Consider the following 18742-nt stretch of genomic DNA (forward strand, 5'->3'; position numbering starts at 1 on the left):
GGATGACGAGTATCAGACGCCGTAGGGGTTTTCGATGATGTAGACCCAGTCCCCCTCGGTCGTCCTCCTCATCACCTCGACCGACTTTCCTTCCACCGTGCCGCTCTCGCTCGTGATCCGCCAGGGCACCTGGACCATCGCAAGGTCGCCGTTCTGATGGACCGACGCAGCCCCCATCTCGAAGGTGCCGGGCGAGGCGATGTAGGGCTTCAGCGCTTCCTTGATGCCTTCTCTGCCGTAGACCGGCTCCTGCCCCGGTCCCGGTACGAACATGGCGTCTTCGGCGAACAGGGAACCCAGCCCATCGAGGTCCCGGTCCTTGAGATACTGGGCGAAGCGCTCGTGCACAATTTCCGGCTTCATATTCTTTCCTCTTCTATTCTTCTCTTCGTTACGGACAGGCGGGTCGGCCACAGGCCGAACTGCGTGAGCCGTTGACCGGTGGCGCGCTGCATCAGCCCCAGAAACTTCTGGGCGCTGTCGTGCGCGTCGGTGGTGTTGTCCGGCAAGTTGATACGACCGCCGCCGTGACGAGGTTGTGTCGCCCGACGGTGATGCCGGGGTGACGAGAACTCAGACGCCGTAGGGGTTGTCGATGATGTAGACCCAGTCCCCCTCGGTCGTCCTCTTCATCACCTCGACCGCCTTCCCCTCCACCGTGCCGCTCTCGCTCGTGATCCGCCAGGACGGCTGGACCATCGCAAGGTCGCCGTTCTGATGGACCGACGTGGCCAGCACCTCCATGGTGCTGGGCGAGGCCAGGTAGGGCTTCAGCGCTTCCTTGATGCCTTCCCTGCCGTAGACCGGCTCCTGCCCCGGTCCCGGTACGAACATGGCGTCTTCGGCGAACAGGGAACCCAGCCCATCGAGGTCCCGGTCCTTGAGATACTGGGCGAAGCGCTCGTGCACAATTTCCGGCTTCATAATCTTTCCTTTTCTATTCTTCTCTTCGTTACGGACAGGCAGGTCGGCCACAGGCCGAACTGCGTGAGCCATTGACCAGTGGCGCGCTGCATCAGCCCCAGAAACTACTGGGCGCTGTCGTGCGCGTCGGTGGTGTTGTCCGGCACGGTGGCCAGACCCTCATGCAGTGCGGTGACCGCAACCTCACCCGCGTCTGCGGCGGCATAGAAGGAGCCGACCGGGGTCAGCGGGTGTGCGGCTCCGGCAGGGTGACGGGCTCGCCCGGGGTGGGCCAGTGCAGCGGGGCGCCGGCGGCGTCGAAGGTCTGCTGGACGTGGCCGCGGTCTTCGGTGTAGTGGGCCCAGCCTTCGGCGTGCACGGCCACCACGAGGGGGTCGCCGAGCAGGCGGCGGGCCTCGACGGCCTGAACCGCGGTCAGCGACAGTCGTATGTCACCGAGCTCCTCGAAGCCGGCCGCGCCCAGGTGCAGCAGCGCCACGTCGACGCGGTACCGGCCGGCCAGGGCGCTCATCGCGTCCAGGTCGACGGTGTCACCGGAGACGTACACGCTCGGTGTGGAGCCGTCGTCGGTGTGCAGGAGGAAGCCGGTCACCGGACCGGTGATGGCCTCGGTGCCGACGGGACCATGGCGGGCGGGGACCGCGGTGATGTTCAGCGGCGTGCGGCCCGGCGTCGACATGGTCCGGGTCTGCCAGGGCTCCAGGCCGACGGCTGAGCCCCCGAGATCGGCGGCGCCGGCGACGGTGGTGAACACCTGCGAGGCACCGGAGGCCACCGTGCGCCCGGCGGTGTCGAGGTTGTCCTGGTGCCCGGTGTGGCTGACCAGAGCGGCATCGAGGGCGGGCAGCTCCCCCGGCTTCAGCGCAGGATCGGCCGTCTTGCGCACCAGAACCGGACCGTCCTGATACTCGGTGCCGGCGGCGTCGAAGGTCGGGTCGGTCAGCAGCGTCCAGCCGGCCAGGCGGATCAGTGCGGTGGGGCCGCCGAGCACCGTCACGGTGTTCGCGGCGCGGGTCACGGCATCGTCGGTTACCACAAGTACTCCTTGACGATCTGGGGTTGGCTCACTCACTCTGACCGAGTTACTTTCTCAAGGGAAGTACATACCTTTAGGTGAGGTGAGCACGTGCAGGAAAGCACGCGAGGCAACGTCCGCAATCCCGCCTGCCCCGGCAGGCAGCTGTTCGACCTGGTCACCGCCCGGTGGGCCGCCCTGGTTCTGGTGGATCTCATGGACGGCCCGCAACGCTGGTCCGAGCTGCGCCGGCGGGCCGGCGGCGTCAGCGACAAGATGCTCGCGCAGACCCTGCGCGACCTCGAAACAGGCGGACTGATCACCCGCACCGTGCACACCGGCCGCCCACCGACGGTGCAGTACGCCCTGACCGACCTCGCCCGCGGCGCTACCGCCGCACTGCGACACCTGCAGAACTGGGCCGAAGAACACACCAGCGACTACGCCCACCACCTAAACACCCACACCACCCACCCGACCCCCTGAAACGGGCAGGCTCACTGCACACACATCACCGCACTTCCACCCTCTGAGTCAGCGCCCTGACCAGCATGAACCGCCTGCAAACCTCAGGACTCGATCACGGCCCGGCGTCCCTCGCGGTAGATGCACGACGGTTTCTGCCGTTGCCCGTCACCGCCGACGGCGGGCTCGTGGGAGGTGTTCGTGCGGGTCACCAGAGAACCCAGCGACAAGGGTGCGGGGCGAAGCGGCACGACAGTCTTCGGCGTGCCCGGGTGCGGAGGTGGCCGCTCTGCGGTCCCGTCGGACGGCCGGGGCCGACGTGCCCGATCCGGCCCGCGTGGCGTCCGCACCCCAGCCGGCAAGCAGCCGCAGGAAGCGCAGTGGGTGACGGAAACGACTCCCGTCGACAGCGGTAGCGGTAGCGGTAGCGGCCGCAACTCGGTCACCAGGTCGAGGCGCCGGCTGGTACTTCAACTCGCTGCGGGTGCCCAGCACACACTGAAGTGGTGCGGGCACGGGCAGGGGCCGGTCACGTTCCGCGCTGTATTCCGCGGCGCGAAGCCCCTTGCGGTCCGTTCGGCGGCCTGCCGGGACTCGAACGGCATGTGCGGCGTCGGTCCTGCGATCCCGGCTGGAACATTCTCCCCCTACCTGGCCGAGCGGTCATCAACGGCTGGTGAACCTCATGGACCGGACGCCTGCGAGACGGATCCACGCCGAAGAGCAAGGAAAACACAGTCGAGAAAAGGGCAGTTGACCGAAATACGGCCCGACTTGGGCTCTTCCCTGCGGCTTGTCCGCGGCTCTACGCTCGTCCGGTGCCCGCAAGCTCGCTGCCAGGCGTCAGCGCCATCACCCGGGGGAGACCGTGGACGTCCCGACGTTGATCCTTTTGGGGGCGGCGGGCGGTCTGCTGCGTGGGGCCGTTGACCTGTACGCCCGGTTCGTGTGTTGGCAGACCGATCGCAACGCCCATCGGCAGGCGATCACGGCGGGCACGACACAGGGAGAAGCTCCGCAGTTCCAGGGATACTTCGATGCCCCTGTCGACTTCGCCGCAGCCGTCGTTCACACCACGATGGGTGCCGGTGCCGCGGTGCTGTTCGGCACCACGGGGCAGATCAGCGGTGAGTACGCCGCCCTCGTCGTCGGCATGTCGGCGCCCGTGCTGCTCACCCAACTCATCCGCATCCAGACCGTGAACGAGGCGGTGACGGGCGACCAGCAGACGGCAGGCGCGCAGGAGGCGGCCACGGAGACCGGGGTGCAAACAGCCGCCGGCGCTGCGGGCGGTGAGAATGGCGTCACCGACGTGGGAACCCCGGGCGCCGGAGCCGCCGTAGCGCCGTCGGCTCGTGCGCTCCGAGCGGAGCCACTGCCCGCGCCTACGGCATCCCACTCAGACCAGGTTCAGTTACCAGCCTCTGCCGCCGAAGGCCACTCGCCCATCGCGCGGCCGATGCCTTCGCCTAGGCCGCCCGGCGCGGTCGCGGACGCCCGCACGCCGGAACGTGCCCCCGGCGAACTGCCTGCGGATCGATCACAGTCCCCGGGTGCCTCCCAACCCGGGGACGGTCCCTTCCCCGCGGACCCGGCCAATGGCACGGGAACTAGCCGCGACGGTCGAAGCGCTCCACGATGGCAGAGGACAGAGTTCGGGGAGGAGGGGCTGTGAACAGCGTTCCGCAACACCTGCACAGCGAGGACCGCCAAGAATACGAGCGGATCCTCGATGAGGCGCTGCGCTCCGCACCACACCGTCCCGAACTGGCCGCGGTCGGACAACGGCTCAACCCCGAACAGCTGCGCACCATGGCGCTCAACGCCACCGCACTCATCACCGCGGCCGCGGCGACCGAGTACCAGCACTACGTCCGGGTGCGCGAAGAACTCCGCCACCCCGCGCCTGCCTACCAGTCCTCGGGCATCGCCTTCTCGTCCTCGAGTTCGGGCTCGGCGCCCGATTCTGGTCCGTCTGCTTCTCCGGGCTCCGGCAGCCGATCGGTGGCCTCTGATCACCATGCCCCGGCCAGCCTGGGTCGCCGCCTCGGGGCCGCCATCCTGGGCGCTGGACATCCAGGCGGCCGTCGGATCCGCAACGGAGTCGCTCCTCACCGGTGGGCCCGGATGTCCTACGGGCGCCGCCTGTTGGCAACGGTGCTCGGGCTGCACGTACGTCCAGAGGCGCCAACGGTGGCAACGGCAGCGGATGTACGGACACCGCGCCCGTCCCGGCGGCCGAAGGTTGTCCGTGAAACCGGCTCCACGGAGCGGGACGCGAGCACGATGGGGCTTGCCGCAACCATGGGTGAGGTCGCCGAGACCAAGGGTGCGAGTGCCGTCGCCGTCGTCGCGGTCCTGGCACCCGTCCTCGCCGGAACTCTTGCGGTGATCTTCCTGATCATCGGATACATCCTGAAGCTGCTCGGCCCCGGTCCGTCGATCGCCCGGGCCATGCTCACCACGGGGTGGGTGTTCGGCGCCGTCGCCGCAGGCGCGACCCTGGTCGCGGCCGTCGGCCTGCTTTTCACTGCCCTACGCGACAGGCCCTCGCTCGAAACCGGGCCCTACGGCGAGTTGAGCGAGGAGGTGGCGCGGGCCAGAGAAGCCTGGCGCGAGGCGCTGCTGGAACGTGGCATCCTGCCTTTCCTGCGGGATGCCCTGGCCGACCCCAGTACGGCGGCCCTGCACCGTACGGCACCGCCGACGCCGACCAGCCGTATGCCACACCTCGGCTACGACCGCCCCGGTTTCAGCAGCCCGGACGACGGCCCACGGCCTAGCTTCACCAGCCCGGATTACACCAGCCCGGACTTCGGGGGGCCGGAGCACCAGTCGGAGTGACACGCCGGGATCTGGGAGCACCCCGAGGGACCGCCAGGTGGCTCCTGGCGGGCCAACAGCGCGTCCGGTGCCGCGTGTCGAGCACGGCAGCTGACGCACCCACAACCGCAACCACAACCACAACCACAAGGGCGCCTGGGCCCCGTCCACGGCGTCATGATCCACCCACCTCAGCGCAAGTCATCCTGGGCGCGTCGGCCCATCCGCTCCCGGAAACCCTCAGTTCGGCCAGTTCGGCCAGTTCGGCCAGATCGGTTTGGCGTTGCCGGCGGGCCTGCGGTGGGGCGAGGAGACGCGACCGTGACAGCAGGGCGCGTCGGGCGCGGCAGAAGGCCTCGGTCAACTCCACGCGGTGGTTGTCCCAGTCCCTGGGTGGATAGGGGCACAGCTCGAAGGCGCAGGCGTCCCCGGCAGTTGGCCCCGGCCTGGGAACCGGTGGGGCGGACGACGGTGCGGCCGGGATCGAGCGGCCGGCGATCCCGGGTCAGGGGGGCGGCAACTCGGGCCAGTCCATGTGCTCCAGCCGCCGCAGCCGGTCCTTGGGCCGGTCGCCCCGCTCGGCGAGATTGTGCAGCAGCATGGCACCCGCAAGGAGTTGCTGAGCCCGCGGATGCGGTGTGCTCCTGCCGATCAATGGCGGACCCACACCTGGTGCTCGCACCCTTCGGCACCGCAAGCCGTCTGCGAGCCGACGACCACATCCGCCCCTCGGCCGCTTCCAAGTGGCGGAGCCCGGGCTTGGTCCAGCCCGGGGTCCTGCTTGCACAGGTGCGGCAGCCGAGAACGAAACAGCGCCGGCGATCCAGAAGCTGCTCGCAGCGCGGTGCGCGACCGCACCGGCGGACCGTACGCCCTGGGAACCCTGCATGCCCGGCATACGGCTGCGCTGCTCCCCGCACCTGCGCCAGGGGCCGACCCGCAGCGCTGCGGGCGGCAACCAGGCTGCGCCGGTGGCGCCGTGGACCGCCGGTCACCGGTCCATGTGATGACCGACCGGCCTTGACGATCCCGGACCGCCTTGTCAGACGCTCTGCACGACGGTGCCGAGTCTTTCGAGGGCAGTGACTTCGGCGGCGGGTGCAGTGGAGTCCGTGACGAGGGTGTGCGCGAGGGTGCAGGGGCCGACGTAGGCGTAGGCGGTGTGCCCGAACTTGCTTCCGTCGGCTGCGACGATCACGCGGCGGGCGGAGGCGATGGCCGCCTTCTTCACGGCGGCGTCGTCGAGGTCGTAGGCGGTCAGGCCGTCGGCCGCGTTCAGACCGCAGCAGCCGATGATGGCGGTGTCGAAGCGCAGTGCCGCCAGGGATGCCAGGGTGAGGGGGCCGGTGAGGGCTCCCTCGGCGGCGCGAGGCTGCCCGCCGGGCACCATCAGCGTGGCCGGGCCCGGCATCTCGCCGAGCAGGTGGATGGCCTGCAGGGACAGAGGCATCACCGTGACGGGCCGCTCACGCAGGAGACGGGCGACCTCCAGGCAGGTGGTGCCGCTGTCCAACAGGACGCTCTCGCCGTCGGTGATGAGCGCGGAGATCCCGGCCGCGATCCGCAGCTTGGCGTCGACCGCTTCACGGGCGCGCAGCGCGAAGGGGGGTTCCTCGCCCCTGAGGAGCAACGTGCGTGCCCCGCCGCGGACGCGTTCGAGTACGCCCTGCGCCGCCAGGATGTCGAGGTCCCGCCGGATCGTCATCTCCGAGGCCCCCGTCAGCCCCGCGAGCTCCTGGACCGTGGCGCTGCCGGAGTCCCTGACGGTCTTCGTGATCAATCCATGCCGGTCTGCGTTGCTCATGCCGCGATTGAACACCACCCCATAATGAACAAACAAGTTGTTCGTTAGCCATGCTTCCAAACAGATGGATTGTTCGTTACGGTGGGAGGCATGCAACGTACGCTTCGAGCCGCCCGCGTGGCGACCTACGTCTACTTCGTCCTGTGCGGCACCCTCATGGGCGCCTGGGTGGTGCACATCCCCGCCATCGAGGAGCGCGTGGACATCAGCCACGCGACACTGGGCGCCCTGCTGGTCGTCCTGGGCGCCGGGGCCTTCACCGGGATGCAGGTCGCCGGGCGGTTGACCGACAGCCTCGGGGTGCGCGTCGTGGTGCCCGTCAGCGGTGTGCTGTGCGGCGTGGCCCTGGCGCTGCCCGGTCTTGCCAGGGATCCGTGGACGCTGGCCGGCTCCCTGCTGGTCTTCGGCTTCTGCAACGGCTGCCTGGACGTGAGCATGAACGTCCACGCCGTGCAGGTGGAGAAGGCGTACGGCCGGCCCGTCATGTCGGGCTTCCACGCCACGTTCTCCGTCGGCGGTGTCCTCGCCGCGCTCGCCGGAGCCGGTGCCGCGAGCACCGGCCTGGATCCAGCCGCCGCCATGGCCGTGACGGGAGCCGTGGGCGTCGCGATCGCCCTGGCGTCGGCACACGCCCTGCTGCCGGCCGCCCCCACCGCGGCCCGCATCGGCCCCGCGGAACGAGAGCAGGATCAGACCGAGTCGTCGTCGGCCCCCGAGCGTCACGGCGCCGGCGGGCGCATCTGGCTCATCGCCGTGCTGGCGCTGATGGTCATGCTCTGCGAGGGCGCCGCCAACGACTGGAGCGCCTTGCACCTCAAGGACGTCCTCGGCACCTCCGCCGGCACGGCCGCTTTCGCCTACGGCACCTTCGCGGCGGCCATGACCACCGGCCGACTGCTCGCCGACCGCCTCGCCGCGCGGTTCGGATCCATGGCGGTCCTGCGCCACGGCGCAGCCACGGCCGCCGTCGGCATCACACTGGTGGCCCTCGGCCCCTGGCTGTGGGCGGCGTTCGCGGGCTGGGCCCTGTTCGGCCTGGGCCTGTCCGGCTGCGTCCCGCAACTGTTCAGCGCGGCCGGGCACGCCGACCCCGCGGCCGCCGGGGCCAACGTCTCCCGCGTCGCCGGGCTCGGCTACGTCGGCATGCTCGCCGGCCCCGCCGTCGTCGGCTGGCTGACCCACCTCGTCGCCCTCAACCACGCCTTCGTCCTGCTGATCCTGCTGTGCGTCACCACCGCTGCCGCCGGCGGCATCCTGCGCACCGGATCGGACAGCACCCGCGAGAGCGAACTCGTGCCCACTGACCATTGACCGCTTGTGCGGCACGGCACCTGACTCCGTGCCGCACAAGCCCAGTCCTCCAGCCCCGGCACAGGGCCGAAGAGGAAGAAGGGTGCAGAGACAAGACCGCTGAGGACCCGGACACGGGTCCGCTTGGGGGTTCCGCGGTGAAGACGTCACAGCGAGGCAGAGCGTGAGGAGGGGGCAGGCACTCGAAGCGCCCGCCCATGCCTTGAAACTCCTGCGCACAACCGCGGGTGCTGCCGAGTCTTCCAAGGCGTCGCGCTATGGCAGCAGGCCCGCACCCGCAGCGGTTGGCGCGCCACCGCCGTGACCTGCACCGGCCCGAGCAAGACTCCCCTACCGCCGCCTTCACCGGCGGCAGCGGATCGCCGCACCCGGCAACAGCCCCGGCCGCACCACCAGCACCAACACACCAGGTCCTCTGGTCGTAGGCGCGTCACGGCCAGAGTCCGATGACACCTACTCCGGGGCGTTCGGCGCGCAAAAGCGGCTGCCGGCCCGGTGGAGCGCTGTGCGGTGTGTGATGTGCGGTGTGTGATGTGCGGTCAGGCGGCGCGGCTGGGCTCGGGCGCGTGTCAGTGTCAGCCGGTGGTGAGCATGCCTTCGCGCAGCCGGGCCAGGGTGCGGGACAGGAGCCGGGAAACGTGCATCTGGGAGACGCCGAGGCGTTCGCCGATCTGTGCCTGCGTCAGTTCCTCCACGAAGCGCATGTGGATGATCTGCCGGTCACGTTCGCTGAGTGCGGCAATCATCGGAGCCAGGGCATGGAAGTCCTCCACGAGTTCGAGCGCCGGGTCCTGCGTGCCGATGAAATCGGCCAGAGCGCTCTCGCCGTCCTCACTGCCGCTGATCGCCGCGTCCAGGGAGGAGGAGTTGTAGCTGTTGGAGGCCAGGCGGGCCTCGCGCACCTCTTCCTCGGGCAGGCTCATCAGCTCCGACAGTTCCTTCACCGTCGGCGTGCGCCCCAGACGGCTGCGTAGCTCCTCGGTGGCGCGGGCGAGCTGGACGCGGGCCTCCTGCAGCCGGCGCGGCACGTGCACGGCCCAGGTGGTGTCACGGAAGAACCGCTTGATCTCACCCACGATGTAAGGAATGGCGAAGGAGGTGAACTCCACCTCCCGAGTCAGCTCGAACCGGTCGATGGCCTTGATCAGACCGATCATGCCGACCTGGACGATGTCCTCCATCTCCTCCGGCCCGCGGCTGCGGAAGCGGCCGGCCGCGAAACGGACCAGGGACATGTTCATCTCAATCAGCGTGTTGCGCGCGTAACTGTACTCAGGCGTGCCCTCTTCCAGCACCGCCAGCTGATCGAAGAACAGACGTGTCAGCTGCCGGGCGTCCTTCGGCGCCACCTGGGAGGGATCGGCGACCTCCGGCAGACCGGTTGCCTTGGTGTCCCTCTTAGCCGCAATCACTGTCGTCATGATGCTTCCCTCCCCTATTCACCGCGTACTGCCGGCCTGCCACTGGCCGCCGCCAGCGCGGCTACCCCGGCAACTGCAGGTCATGCACACGCTGGAGAACGGGTGCGCCCGCCTGCAGGGCAGGCATCTCCCGCCTCTCCTCTCCAGCGGGTCCGACTGTCGCTTCACGCGGTCGGCCCCCACGCGCAGGCCAGTCCCGCAGCCCGTCCGTGCGAACAGGCAGAAGCACCCCTTTCGTTCAGGACGTGCCGTACCAGAGGGGCACGTACATACGGGAATGACGCCCATCGCGTGCACATGCCCTGAATCGAAACCCGTCCTGGCCCTATGGCGTGGTGCGCCCGGCGATGCTGCCGCCGGGGTCGTCGGCCAGCGCGATCAGCGCCGTAACGCGTTTGCCCACCGGTTCACGGTGGACCTCATAACCCTGACTGACGGCGAGGGTGATTTCCAGACCGTGCCGCCCCACCCGCCGCGGATCGGTGGCTGCGACGTCCGGCAGGACCGGATCGCTGTCCCACACCGACACCCGCACCGCGCCCTGGCTGATCTGCAGGTCGAGCATGACCGGTCCCGGCGCGTACTTCACCGCGTTGGTGACCAGCTCACTGACCACCAACTCCGTCATGCCCATCGCCCGCTCGGACACCGGCAGCCCGTGCACGGCCTGCACCTCGGCGAGGAAGCCGGTGGCCAGATGCCTCGCGGCGCCGATACAGGAAGGGTCGCCGTCGAAGGCGGCCGACGCCGACAGCACAGCGCGGTCCTTGGCCGTTCGTCCCTCATCCCCCGCGGTCTGCCCCATGCACCCGCCCGTCTCACATGATCAGCACACGAATTTCATGCTTGCGCCCGCCCATTGCACCACAGCCCCACATCTGCCCGGCCCAAGCCTCTTCAGGCCGGTCTGGATCGGGGACAGTTGACATCACGCGGCGGCATACGTTTGCGTGGGTGGTGGCCTCGTAGCGGCGAGTCCCGCCTACGACGGACAGGAGACGGTATGCGCCAAGCCCACTTGGCCGTCACCCAACACACCACCGCTGACGGCGTGCACGTCGCTTCCCTGGCCGGCCAGATCGACCACACCACAGCCCCCATCTTCCGCCAGGCCCTCACCACTGACGACGGATCCCCCCGGCACACGGTCATCGACTTCCACGACGTCACCTTCATGGACTCCAGCGGCATCAACGTCCTCGTCGCCGCCAACAACGCCGCACGTGCCGACGGCGGCTGGCTGCGCCTCGCCCGCACTCCGGCGCGCGTGCTGGATCTCCTGCACATCGTCGGCCTGGACGACATCATCCCCCTCTACTCCACTCTGGACGGGGCCCTCGCGGCACAGAACGCCGCCTGAACCCCGGCCGCACGACACCGGCCGCTGCACCGGGGGAACCGGCAAGCCTCTGGAAACCGGGCTCGTGCAGACGAAGTCGGTGGTGGAAGCCGCCGATGCCGCACGCGACCGTACCGGCACCGCCGGCGGCACGCCGTCCTGGTCACGCGGGCCCGCACCGTTCGGGGGCTCAGCCGATGAGCAAAGACACCTCACGGTCATGTCGGTGATGCGCTTGCAGGAGCTCGGTTGCTGCCTTCGTTGAAGGCCGGGTGACGAGCCCCATCTCATAGGCGGTGATGACGAACTGGACCGGGTTCCCGGCGCCCAGCTTGGTGAGAAGCCGTGAAGCGTATGACTTGGCGGTGGCCGCGATGATGAAGAGGTCTGCGGCGATCTCGGTGTTGGACCTGCCGCGTCCGACCAGGGTCAGCACTTCCCGTTCCCGCTCGGTGATGCCCTCGACCGGCCGTGGGGAGCACTCCGGGACAGCCGCGGGCTGCCCTAGGGAGTCCGCGATCAGACGGGCGCGTCACACCCGGCGCGATCAGTGCATCGCCGTCGGCGACCACGCGGATCGTCGCAAGCATGTCGTCCAACGCCATGTCCTTCACGACGACGCCGCTCGCGCCGACCCGCATCCGGCTGGACGAACCACCCCCGGCACCGCGCCGCCCGCCCGCTTCGGAGACCTGCTCGCTGCCGAGTGGTTCAAGACACGCTCCCTGCGGTCCACCCCGTGGACGATCGCACTCACTCTCCTGTTCGTCAGCGGGTCCCCCGCCGTGGCCACACTGGCGGACAATCCGCGCCCTCCGACCCCGCTGACGTCCGGCCCTACGACGCCTGTCCACCGGCCGGCTACTGGACGCTGATCCTCGTCGCCAGCAGCATGGGCCCCATACCGCCGTCAGCGAATACGGCAGGGACTGATCCGCACCACCACCGTGGCCGCCACCGCCGCACTGTGGACCGCAGTCGGCACCACCGCCTCCACTGGCTCCTTCCTCAACGGCCACCACGCCTGCCTCCCGATCACTCACCCCGGGGTGTTCCGTGCGCTGGCGGCATCCGCGTTGCCGGCTCCGGTCTGCGGCCTGGTCGGTCTGAGCCTCGGCGTTCCGCTCCGGCACACCGCCGCGACCATGGTCACCAGCGTCTTCACCCTGGTGACGCTGCCCCCCATGTGCTACACACTCTGACCGCTGATCACGGTCACACTCGCCGTTCTCGTCGTCAGGCGACGCGACGTGTGAAGTACCCAGGGCGTTCACGACCTAGCGCAGGTCTCCGGAACCTGGGCACGACGACCAGCACCACGAACAAGCGATCAAGAACCAAGCCGGGAGGGACGCAGCGCCCTTTCAGGGGCTGTTGCGGCGCGGAAGGCGCTGGGGCTCACACCCCGATGGCGTTTGAAGGCGGCGCTGAAGCCGAAGGCATCGGCGTAGCCGACGGACTTGGCGATCAGAGCGATGGAGGAGTCGGTGTCGGACAGGAGCGCCTCGGCCTCATCCATACGGCATTCGGTGAGGTAGGCCAGCGGCGGGCGACCCATCACCTCGGTGAAGCGTTTGGCGAACAGCGCCCGGGAGACACCGGATTCGGTGGCGAGCGCCTCTACCGTCCATCTCTTGGAGGGCTGGGCGTGGAAGGCTTCGAGGGCGGGGGCGAGTACCGGGTCGGCCAGGCCCCGGTACCAGTCGGGGGCTTCCGAGCCCGCCCGGTCGAACCAGGTGCGCAGCGTACACACCAGAGCCCAGTCCAGCAGTCGGTCCATCAGAGCCTGGGAGCCGGCCGAGCTCAGGGCGGCGTCGGCGGCGGCTGTCTCCAGCCAGGCGCAGACCTCTGTGTCCTCGTTGATCACGAGTACGGGCGGCAACGCGCGAAGCAGTCGTTCATGGCGATGGCCCGAGGCCCGGTAGGCGCCCACGATCAGTGCGGTTGCTCCGTCAGGTTCGCTGCTCCAGCGGATGCCGCTGAGGTCTTGGGCCATGCATTCGGCGTCCGAGAAGCACGCGATTTCGTACTCGATGTGTGGGCGGTCGAGGGTGGTCGGCCGGTCCACGAGGTGAAATGTGTCGGGCCCGCGCACGATGGCCGTGTCACCGACGCCGACCGCTTGTTCGGAACCGTCGGGCAGCAGCAGAATGCCACCGCCCCGCAACACGCTGACCATCGTGAGCGGGGCACCGTCGGCGAAGCGGATGGTCCAGGGTGCTTCCAGCACCGCGTGACTGACGACCGAGCCCTCGGCCCGGATGCCACTGAGCAGCGCACTCAAAGGATCCACGGATGCGATCGTAGACGAACTCCTATGCAGCGGAGCGTTTCTCCCATGGATCATCCAATTGATCACGGGTGTACTGGACTGGTCGAACTGACCGAGACCAGTCAGGAGAAACCGTGTCGCACCGCAGCAGCGCTGCCAGGACCGCCCTTGTGGTCATCGCGCACCATCGGGCCGATTCCCTCACCGCGCACACCGCCCGCCGTACGGCCGCGCGACTCGAGAGCGCCGGATACCGTGTCGACCTGCTCGACCTGCACGCCGAAGGGTTCGACCCGCGGATGAACGTGGCGGACCAGCCGGACTGGGGCAACCGGGACAAGCCGTACTCGGACGAAGTCCAGGACCATATGCAGCGTGTTCTCGACGCCGATGTCGTCGTCGCCGTGTTTCCCGTGTACTGGCAGAGCGTGCCCGCTCTCCTCAAGGGCTGGATCGATCGCGTGTGGAACTACGGATTCGCCTACGGTCGCAGCAAACCCCGCCTGGCGGGCAAGCGCATGCTGTGGCTGGGCCTGGCCGGCGCCACCTCCGACGACCCCGTCACAGAGGGAATGCAGACCGTCCTGGAGACCCACCTGAGCGAGGGCATCGCCTATTACTGCGGATTCTCCCACTCCTCCGTCGCCCTGCTCCCCGACGCCGAGGAGCGCCCGCAACGCATTGATGCCGAGGGCAATCTGCTTGTCGGCGACGCGGTCGCGGGAGCCGAGCGCGAGGCGCAGTACGCCGAGTTCGACCGCCGCGCGCGGAAGGCCGTGGAAGAGTTCCTTACGGCGGAACCGGTGGCGGCCTGAGGACGGGCACAGCCTCCCGCGCTGCCAGGTGTTCTCCAGACCCACCCCGATCGAGACGACGGCCCGCATCGACGAAGCGGCGATGCGGGCCCGACGGGGTCTCTCCAAGAAACGGAGTGCGGACGGACCTCGCGCAGCACCTCGGACCCGGCCACCGACGGCATCCGTTGGGTGGCGATGAGGACGCCGACGCCTGGCCAACCCTCGCGTCGGAGGCGACGGCGTGCCGCAACTGACCGTTCTCTCCAGTCACCACACACGGGCGGGGATACCTGTACGCCTGCCCTGGCTGGGACAGCAAGATCACAAGGGGCGGGGGAGCCGCGTCCACGCTCACACTCGCATCCCGTCCGCCACCGGCGAGGACCGGAGCGGCTGCGAGCGCTCCTTCCTCTTGCCATCCCGTCAGTCAGAACAGACAGACCGCTGCCTGCGCCATGCTCAAGTGCGAGCAACCGACGGCATCAGGCCCTGTGCCCGTACCGCCTTCCCTTGAGTGCAGTGCCCGTTGGTCGGCGCATCCGGCCCTGCAGGCGTGGTACTTCGGTCGGTTGCCGCGGTCAGGGTTCCCGGGGCGCCGTGCGGCCTGCCTGGGCCAGGCATTCCTCGGCGAACGCGAGGGCTTTGAGGTGGTAGGCGCGGGCGGTCCAGCCGAGGCTGATGTTGTGACCGGCGTGCGGCAGGCGGTCGACGGCGACGCGTGGAGCTTGGGACAGCCGCGCGGTCAGATCGGCGATCTCGTCATCGTCGTGACGCCACCAGGCCTCATGCTCGGCGAAGGTCAACCGGACAGGGACGCGAACGCGCGGCAGGATCACAGCCGACAGCCTCGTCCAGCACGCCACAGTGCCGACCTCCAGGGCAGGCACCGGTGCGACCACCGGCTGGCTCGCCTGGAATGTCTCCAGCGGATACAAGCCCAGTGGCCCCCAGTGCAACCGCCGCAGTCCCACACCCGCCCCGCCGCCGATCAGCGCAGGGTTCACGGCTAGCCTGCGACCGCACCCCGACACATCCACACCCAGCAACTCCCGCACGCCGTTGTCCGCAGCAGCGGCCAGGGCGACCTTGGCCCCGAAGGAATGACCCAGCAGCAAAGTGCCGGCGTCGGGTGCGTGGCGGGCAGCGAAGGCAGCTACCGCGGCCCGCACGGTCGCGGCCTGCGCCGTCAGTCTCTGCCCCCGCGGAAAACGGTCGGCTGACGCACCGTAGCCGGGACGGTCCAGCGCCAGCACCGTGAAACCCAAACGCGCGCCCAACACCAGCAAGGAGACATCCGGGTGCGCCTGGCCATCGAAATACCCGGCGTTCACTCCCCCGCCGTGCAGCGCAACGATCACCGCACGCGCAGAACCGTCCGCGGGTTCACTCATCAACCCGGACAGCGCGATACCGTCCGCATCGACGCTGACGGGCCGTACCCCCGGGGACATCTGTCTGCCGTGCAACGGTGGAGCGACCGGCAGGCCCATGGCACCGGCCTGCACCATCGGGGCGTCAACCACGGCACACACCCGGACCGAGCCAGAGAAGGGACGTCACCGACACTGCCACGTCAGACACACCCAGCACGTCACCCTCCACAGTCCATCCCATGCCGGGGGCCGAAGCCCCACGCAGCGCCCCGCGCCTCATCCTGCAAGCCGCGCCCAACGCCAGCCAGTCGAGCGACCACGCCTTCCCCCATCCGTGGAACACCACACCCCCGCGCCGGGCGGGCACGGAACCACCTGGCGGAGCACGACCGACGACGCCGACGATCGCTGCCGCTGCCACGAAGCTCCAGTCCCGCACATGGGCACAGGCGATCGCAACGGATGTCAGAGACCGTCCACCAGGAGGCACGCCCTGAGGGATCTCGTACTGGGCACCACCGGTCACAGATCGGGGTCAGGTCTTGTTCTGGGAGGGCCGGTGCCGGGATGATCATCGATCATGCGTCTCGATGAACTCGATGCTGCTGAACGCCAGTTGTGGGACTCCTTCGCGCAGGGCACGGCCGTCGACGTCCGCGACGGCGCGTCATCGGCGGAATCTTCAGTGCGGGCCGACGTCATCGCGGCGCTGTTGCTGGGCGCCGGCGCCGATCCCGCCCCGGGCGACCGCCCGGCACTGCGTCTGACCGGAGCCCGCATCACAGGCGGCCTGGACTTGAGATTCGCCGAGGTCGCCGTGCCGGTCGTCCTGGCAGACTGCCGCTTCGATGAAGTCCCCCTGCTGCAGGGCGCCAGGATCCGCGAGTTGGCTCTCCCCGGCAGCTCCCTGCCGGGCCTCGCCGCCGACACGGTCCAGATCGAGGGCCGACTGGTGCTGACCCGCTGCCACCTGACCGGCCCCCTGGTACTGAACCGCGCCCAGATCAACGGCGACCTGGACCTCCGGGACAGCGTGATCACGGCACCGGGGTCCGAGGCGATATCCGCGGTCCACGTGGCCATTGGTGGTGACGTGCTGTGCACCAACCTCGCCCTCCAGGGAGGATTCCGCATATCCGGTGGCTCCGTCGACGGAGAGTTCGACTTGGAGGGTGCCTTCCTGAGCAACCCCGGTGGCCACGCACTGGACGCCTACCACGTCCAGATCACCGAGGACCTCACCTTCCACCCGGGCTTCAGGGCCGAGGGGCGGATCATCCTTTCCGGTGCCACAGTCTCTGCGGCAATCGGCTTCTGCGGCGCCCAGCTGAACAACCCCGGCGACGTCGCACTGGAGGCTGTCGATGTCAGCGTCGCCCGCAATTTCGACCTCGGCCAGGGCCTCGCCGTCGTAGGCGGCGTCAAACTCGACGGCAGCCACATCGGCACGCAGCTCAGCTTCCGCGATGCCACGCTCACGCACCCCGACGACACCGCCTTGTCGCTGCGGCTCACGCAGGCCCGGGAAACCGATCTGCGCACCCAGCGACCGATCGACGGCACAGTCGACGTACGCAACGCCCAGCTGGGGACCCTGTACGACACCCCGGACACCTGGCCGACCGACCTCCGGCTGGCCGAGGCCACCTACGACTCCCTCGCACACCCTCTGGCGGCCGCTGAACGGGTCGCCTGGCTCCGGCGCGGCACCGACGGCTACCTCCCGCAGCCGTACGAGCAGCTCACAGCCGCGTACCGACGGCTCGGGCACGAGGACGAAGCACGCACCGTGCTGCTCGCCAAACAGCGTCACCGGCGCTCTACGCTCCCCCCGCACAGCCGTGCCTGGGGTTACGTCCAGGACGGCACCGTCGGCTACGGCTACCGACCTCTGCGCGCCGGCCTCTGGCTCATCGCTCTACTCGCCTGCGGCGCGATCTTCTTCGGTGTACATCCCCCCGCACCGCTCGAAGCCGGAAAGGCACCGCCGTTCAACGCGGTCTTCTACACACTCGACCTGCTGGTGCCCATCATCTCCTTCGGGCAGGAACCGGCTTTCGCACCACGAGACATTGGACAATGGCTCGCTTACGGGCTGATCGCGGCCGGCTGGATCCTCGCCACGACCGTCACCGCCGGCATCTCACGGGCAATCGCCCGTCAGTGAGCAAGAGATTCGGCAGCGGCATGCCGTCAATGGTGCACAGCCTCGTTCGGATCTGAGGCCGCGCCGACCGTGGCACGGACCGTGCCGAGGTGTCGACGAAGACGGTCTCCAACGTCATCAACGGCCCCCTGCCCCTCGGCGAACACCCCGCCGAGGCGGCCGGGATGCGTCTGGACCACGTCGAGATCGCCTACGAGCAGGGCGCGCACGCGGCCGTCAGCCATCTGCTCGCCCAGGGCCGGCGCCGTATCGCCGCCCTGTGCGACCAGGCGGAGCCGCGCGCCGGTGGTCGGCGTCTGCACGGTTACCGCCGAGCCCTCGAAGAGGCCGGGGTCGCCTACGACAAGTCGCTGGTGATGGGCGTGGACGTCGCCGATCTGTGGTCCTCCGGCGCCGGTGCGGTGGCCCGTCTGCCGCGCACCCGCGTCCGCTTCGACGCCCTGTTCTGCTGCAACGACGTGGTCGCCATCGCTGCGCTGTTGGTTCTGGCCCGAAGCGGCGTGTCCGTCCCGCACGACGTGGCCCTGGCGGGTTTCGACGACATCGAGGCGGCCCGCTTCGCCTCACCGCCCCAGACCACCGTCGACCCGCAGCGCGAGTCGATCGCCCGCAGCGCGGTTTCGCTCCCGCGCTCCCGCATGGACATGGAGCACTCCCGGGACCTCCCCGGCCCCTGCGAGAGCGCCGGACTCGTCTTGCGTGTACGCCGGTCGTCCTCGGCCTCCTCAGCCCGCTCCGGTGCCGACTGAGTGGGCGGGTGCGCTTTTGCCGGGGATTGGCGCACAGAGAGCATCGCGAAGGGCGGGCCGGAACGGTCGCACCGCCCGGCACCGGCAGGGACGGTCCGATGAACAGGCGGGCGGCATGCGACTGCATACAGGATGCGGCCGCCACCGAGCCCACCAGCCGACTCGTTTGCGGCCCTGCCGGGTTTCGCCGGGAAAGGGCCGCGCCGGAGCCGCCCGCATTCCTGCCCATGCCGCCCATCTCCTCCGGCTCGCGGTCCAGGTCGATCGCGGCGGCCGGACCGT

The 18742-nt window shown here is 69.3% G+C and carries 17 protein-coding genes and 3 pseudogenes; 11 read left to right on the forward strand and 9 right to left on the reverse strand.

The features are described 5' to 3' along the window. Positions 1 to 12: 12 nt before the first annotated feature. The 3 genes from ABZ098_RS31125 to ABZ098_RS31135 form a co-directional block, all read right to left on the reverse strand. Entirely contained in the window at positions 13 to 414 is a 402-nt protein-coding gene (locus ABZ098_RS31125; protein ID WP_356596788.1) for a nuclear transport factor 2 family protein, read from the reverse strand. A 159-nt stretch (positions 415 to 573) separates the two neighbouring features. Continuing rightward, positions 574 to 924, reverse strand: a complete 351-nt coding sequence (locus tag ABZ098_RS31130; protein ID WP_356596790.1) for a nuclear transport factor 2 family protein — start codon at positions 922 to 924, stop codon at positions 574 to 576. Positions 925 to 1147: 223 nt separating this feature from the next. After that, positions 1148 to 1960, reverse strand: coding sequence for an MBL fold metallo-hydrolase (locus ABZ098_RS31135; protein ID WP_356596792.1), 813 nt, complete (start codon positions 1958 to 1960; stop codon positions 1148 to 1150). 90 nt (positions 1961 to 2050) lie between these two features. Between ABZ098_RS31135 and ABZ098_RS31140 the strand changes: the two genes are divergently transcribed. The 5 genes and pseudogenes from ABZ098_RS31140 (at position 2051) to ABZ098_RS31160 (ending at position 6234) form a co-directional block, all read left to right on the forward strand. After that, a complete protein-coding gene (locus tag ABZ098_RS31140; protein WP_356596794.1) occupies positions 2051 to 2425 on the forward strand; it encodes a helix-turn-helix domain-containing protein in 375 nt (124 codons plus the stop codon). Between the two features lie 847 nt (positions 2426 to 3272). Next, positions 3273 to 4079: a hypothetical protein gene (locus ABZ098_RS31145; protein WP_356596796.1), complete on the forward strand. Its 807-nt coding sequence runs from the start codon at positions 3273 to 3275 to the stop codon at positions 4077 to 4079. Beyond that, positions 4043 to 4309 (forward strand): annotated as a pseudogene (locus ABZ098_RS31150) (hypothetical protein); the annotation flags it as partial. The gene ABZ098_RS31145 and the pseudogene ABZ098_RS31150, both read left to right, overlap by 37 nt. A 201-nt stretch (positions 4310 to 4510) precedes the next feature. Further along, positions 4511 to 5248: pseudogene (locus ABZ098_RS31155) on the forward strand (hypothetical protein); the annotation flags it as partial. A gap of 722 nt (positions 5249 to 5970) precedes the next feature. Beyond that, on the forward strand, positions 5971 to 6234 hold the full coding sequence (locus tag ABZ098_RS31160; RefSeq protein WP_356596798.1) for a DUF6207 family protein: 264 nt from the start codon (positions 5971 to 5973) through the stop codon (positions 6232 to 6234). 35 nt (positions 6235 to 6269) lie between these two features. Here the strand turns inward: ABZ098_RS31160 and ABZ098_RS31165 are convergent, their stop codons facing one another. Further along, the gene (locus ABZ098_RS31165; RefSeq protein WP_356596800.1) at positions 6270 to 7031 is read right to left on the reverse strand and encodes a DeoR/GlpR family DNA-binding transcription regulator; all 762 of its coding nucleotides are present in this window, start codon (positions 7029 to 7031) and stop codon (positions 6270 to 6272) included. Between the two features lie 90 nt (positions 7032 to 7121). Between ABZ098_RS31165 and ABZ098_RS31170 the strand changes: the two genes are divergently transcribed. Continuing rightward, positions 7122 to 8342, forward strand: coding sequence for an MFS transporter (locus ABZ098_RS31170; protein ID WP_356596802.1), 1221 nt, complete (start codon positions 7122 to 7124; stop codon positions 8340 to 8342). A 575-nt stretch (positions 8343 to 8917) separates the two neighbouring features. Here ABZ098_RS31170 and ABZ098_RS31175 read toward each other — a convergent pair. Together ABZ098_RS31175 and ABZ098_RS31180 are read right to left on the reverse strand one after the other, a co-directional pair. Next, positions 8918 to 9763, reverse strand: a complete 846-nt coding sequence (locus ABZ098_RS31175) for an RNA polymerase sigma factor SigF (protein ID WP_356596804.1) — start codon at positions 9761 to 9763, stop codon at positions 8918 to 8920. Positions 9764 to 10088: 325 nt separating this feature from the next. Next, positions 10089 to 10568, reverse strand: a complete 480-nt coding sequence (locus ABZ098_RS31180) for an ATP-binding protein (RefSeq protein WP_356596806.1) — start codon at positions 10566 to 10568, stop codon at positions 10089 to 10091. A 198-nt stretch (positions 10569 to 10766) separates the two neighbouring features. On the opposite strand from ABZ098_RS31180, the gene ABZ098_RS31185 reads away from it, so the two are divergent. Continuing rightward, positions 10767 to 11123 (forward strand): STAS domain-containing protein, encoded by a 357-nt coding sequence (locus ABZ098_RS31185; RefSeq protein ID WP_356596808.1) that lies wholly within the window; start codon positions 10767 to 10769, stop codon positions 11121 to 11123. A gap of 169 nt (positions 11124 to 11292) precedes the next feature. Here ABZ098_RS31185 and ABZ098_RS31190 read toward each other — a convergent pair. Beyond that, positions 11293 to 11743 (reverse strand): annotated as a pseudogene (locus ABZ098_RS31190) (response regulator transcription factor); the annotation flags it as partial. 306 nt (positions 11744 to 12049) lie between these two features. Between ABZ098_RS31190 and ABZ098_RS31195 the strand changes: the two are divergent. Next, positions 12050 to 12304 carry a hypothetical protein gene (locus ABZ098_RS31195; protein ID WP_356596810.1) on the forward strand — a complete coding sequence of 85 codons (255 nt, stop codon included), beginning with the start codon at positions 12050 to 12052 and terminating at the stop codon, positions 12302 to 12304. A 128-nt stretch (positions 12305 to 12432) separates the two neighbouring features. Here the strand turns inward: ABZ098_RS31195 and ABZ098_RS31200 are convergent, their stop codons facing one another. Continuing rightward, entirely contained in the window at positions 12433 to 13404 is a 972-nt protein-coding gene (locus ABZ098_RS31200) for an AraC family transcriptional regulator (protein ID WP_356596899.1), read from the reverse strand. 104 nt (positions 13405 to 13508) lie between these two features. Here ABZ098_RS31200 and ABZ098_RS31205 point away from each other — a divergent pair, with 104 nt between their 5' ends. Continuing rightward, a complete protein-coding gene (locus ABZ098_RS31205) occupies positions 13509 to 14189 on the forward strand; it encodes an NAD(P)H oxidoreductase (protein WP_356596812.1) in 681 nt (226 codons plus the stop codon). Between the two features lie 560 nt (positions 14190 to 14749). Here the strand turns inward: ABZ098_RS31205 and ABZ098_RS31210 are convergent. Continuing rightward, on the reverse strand, positions 14750 to 15622 hold the full coding sequence (locus ABZ098_RS31210; protein WP_356596901.1) for an alpha/beta fold hydrolase: 873 nt from the start codon (positions 15620 to 15622) through the stop codon (positions 14750 to 14752). Positions 15623 to 16124: 502 nt separating this feature from the next. On the opposite strand from ABZ098_RS31210, the gene ABZ098_RS31215 reads away from it, so the two are divergent. After that, positions 16125 to 17711, forward strand: coding sequence for an oxidoreductase (locus ABZ098_RS31215; RefSeq protein ID WP_356596814.1), 1587 nt, complete (start codon positions 16125 to 16127; stop codon positions 17709 to 17711). 89 nt (positions 17712 to 17800) lie between these two features. Next, positions 17801 to 18460: a substrate-binding domain-containing protein gene (locus tag ABZ098_RS31220; protein ID WP_356596816.1), complete on the forward strand. Its 660-nt coding sequence runs from the start codon at positions 17801 to 17803 to the stop codon at positions 18458 to 18460. The last annotated feature ends 282 nt before the right edge of the window (positions 18461 to 18742 follow it).

This window comes from Streptomyces sp. NPDC006335 (assembly GCF_040612795.1).
In the GTDB taxonomy this organism is placed as follows: Bacteria; Actinomycetota; Actinomycetes; order Streptomycetales; family Streptomycetaceae; genus Streptomyces.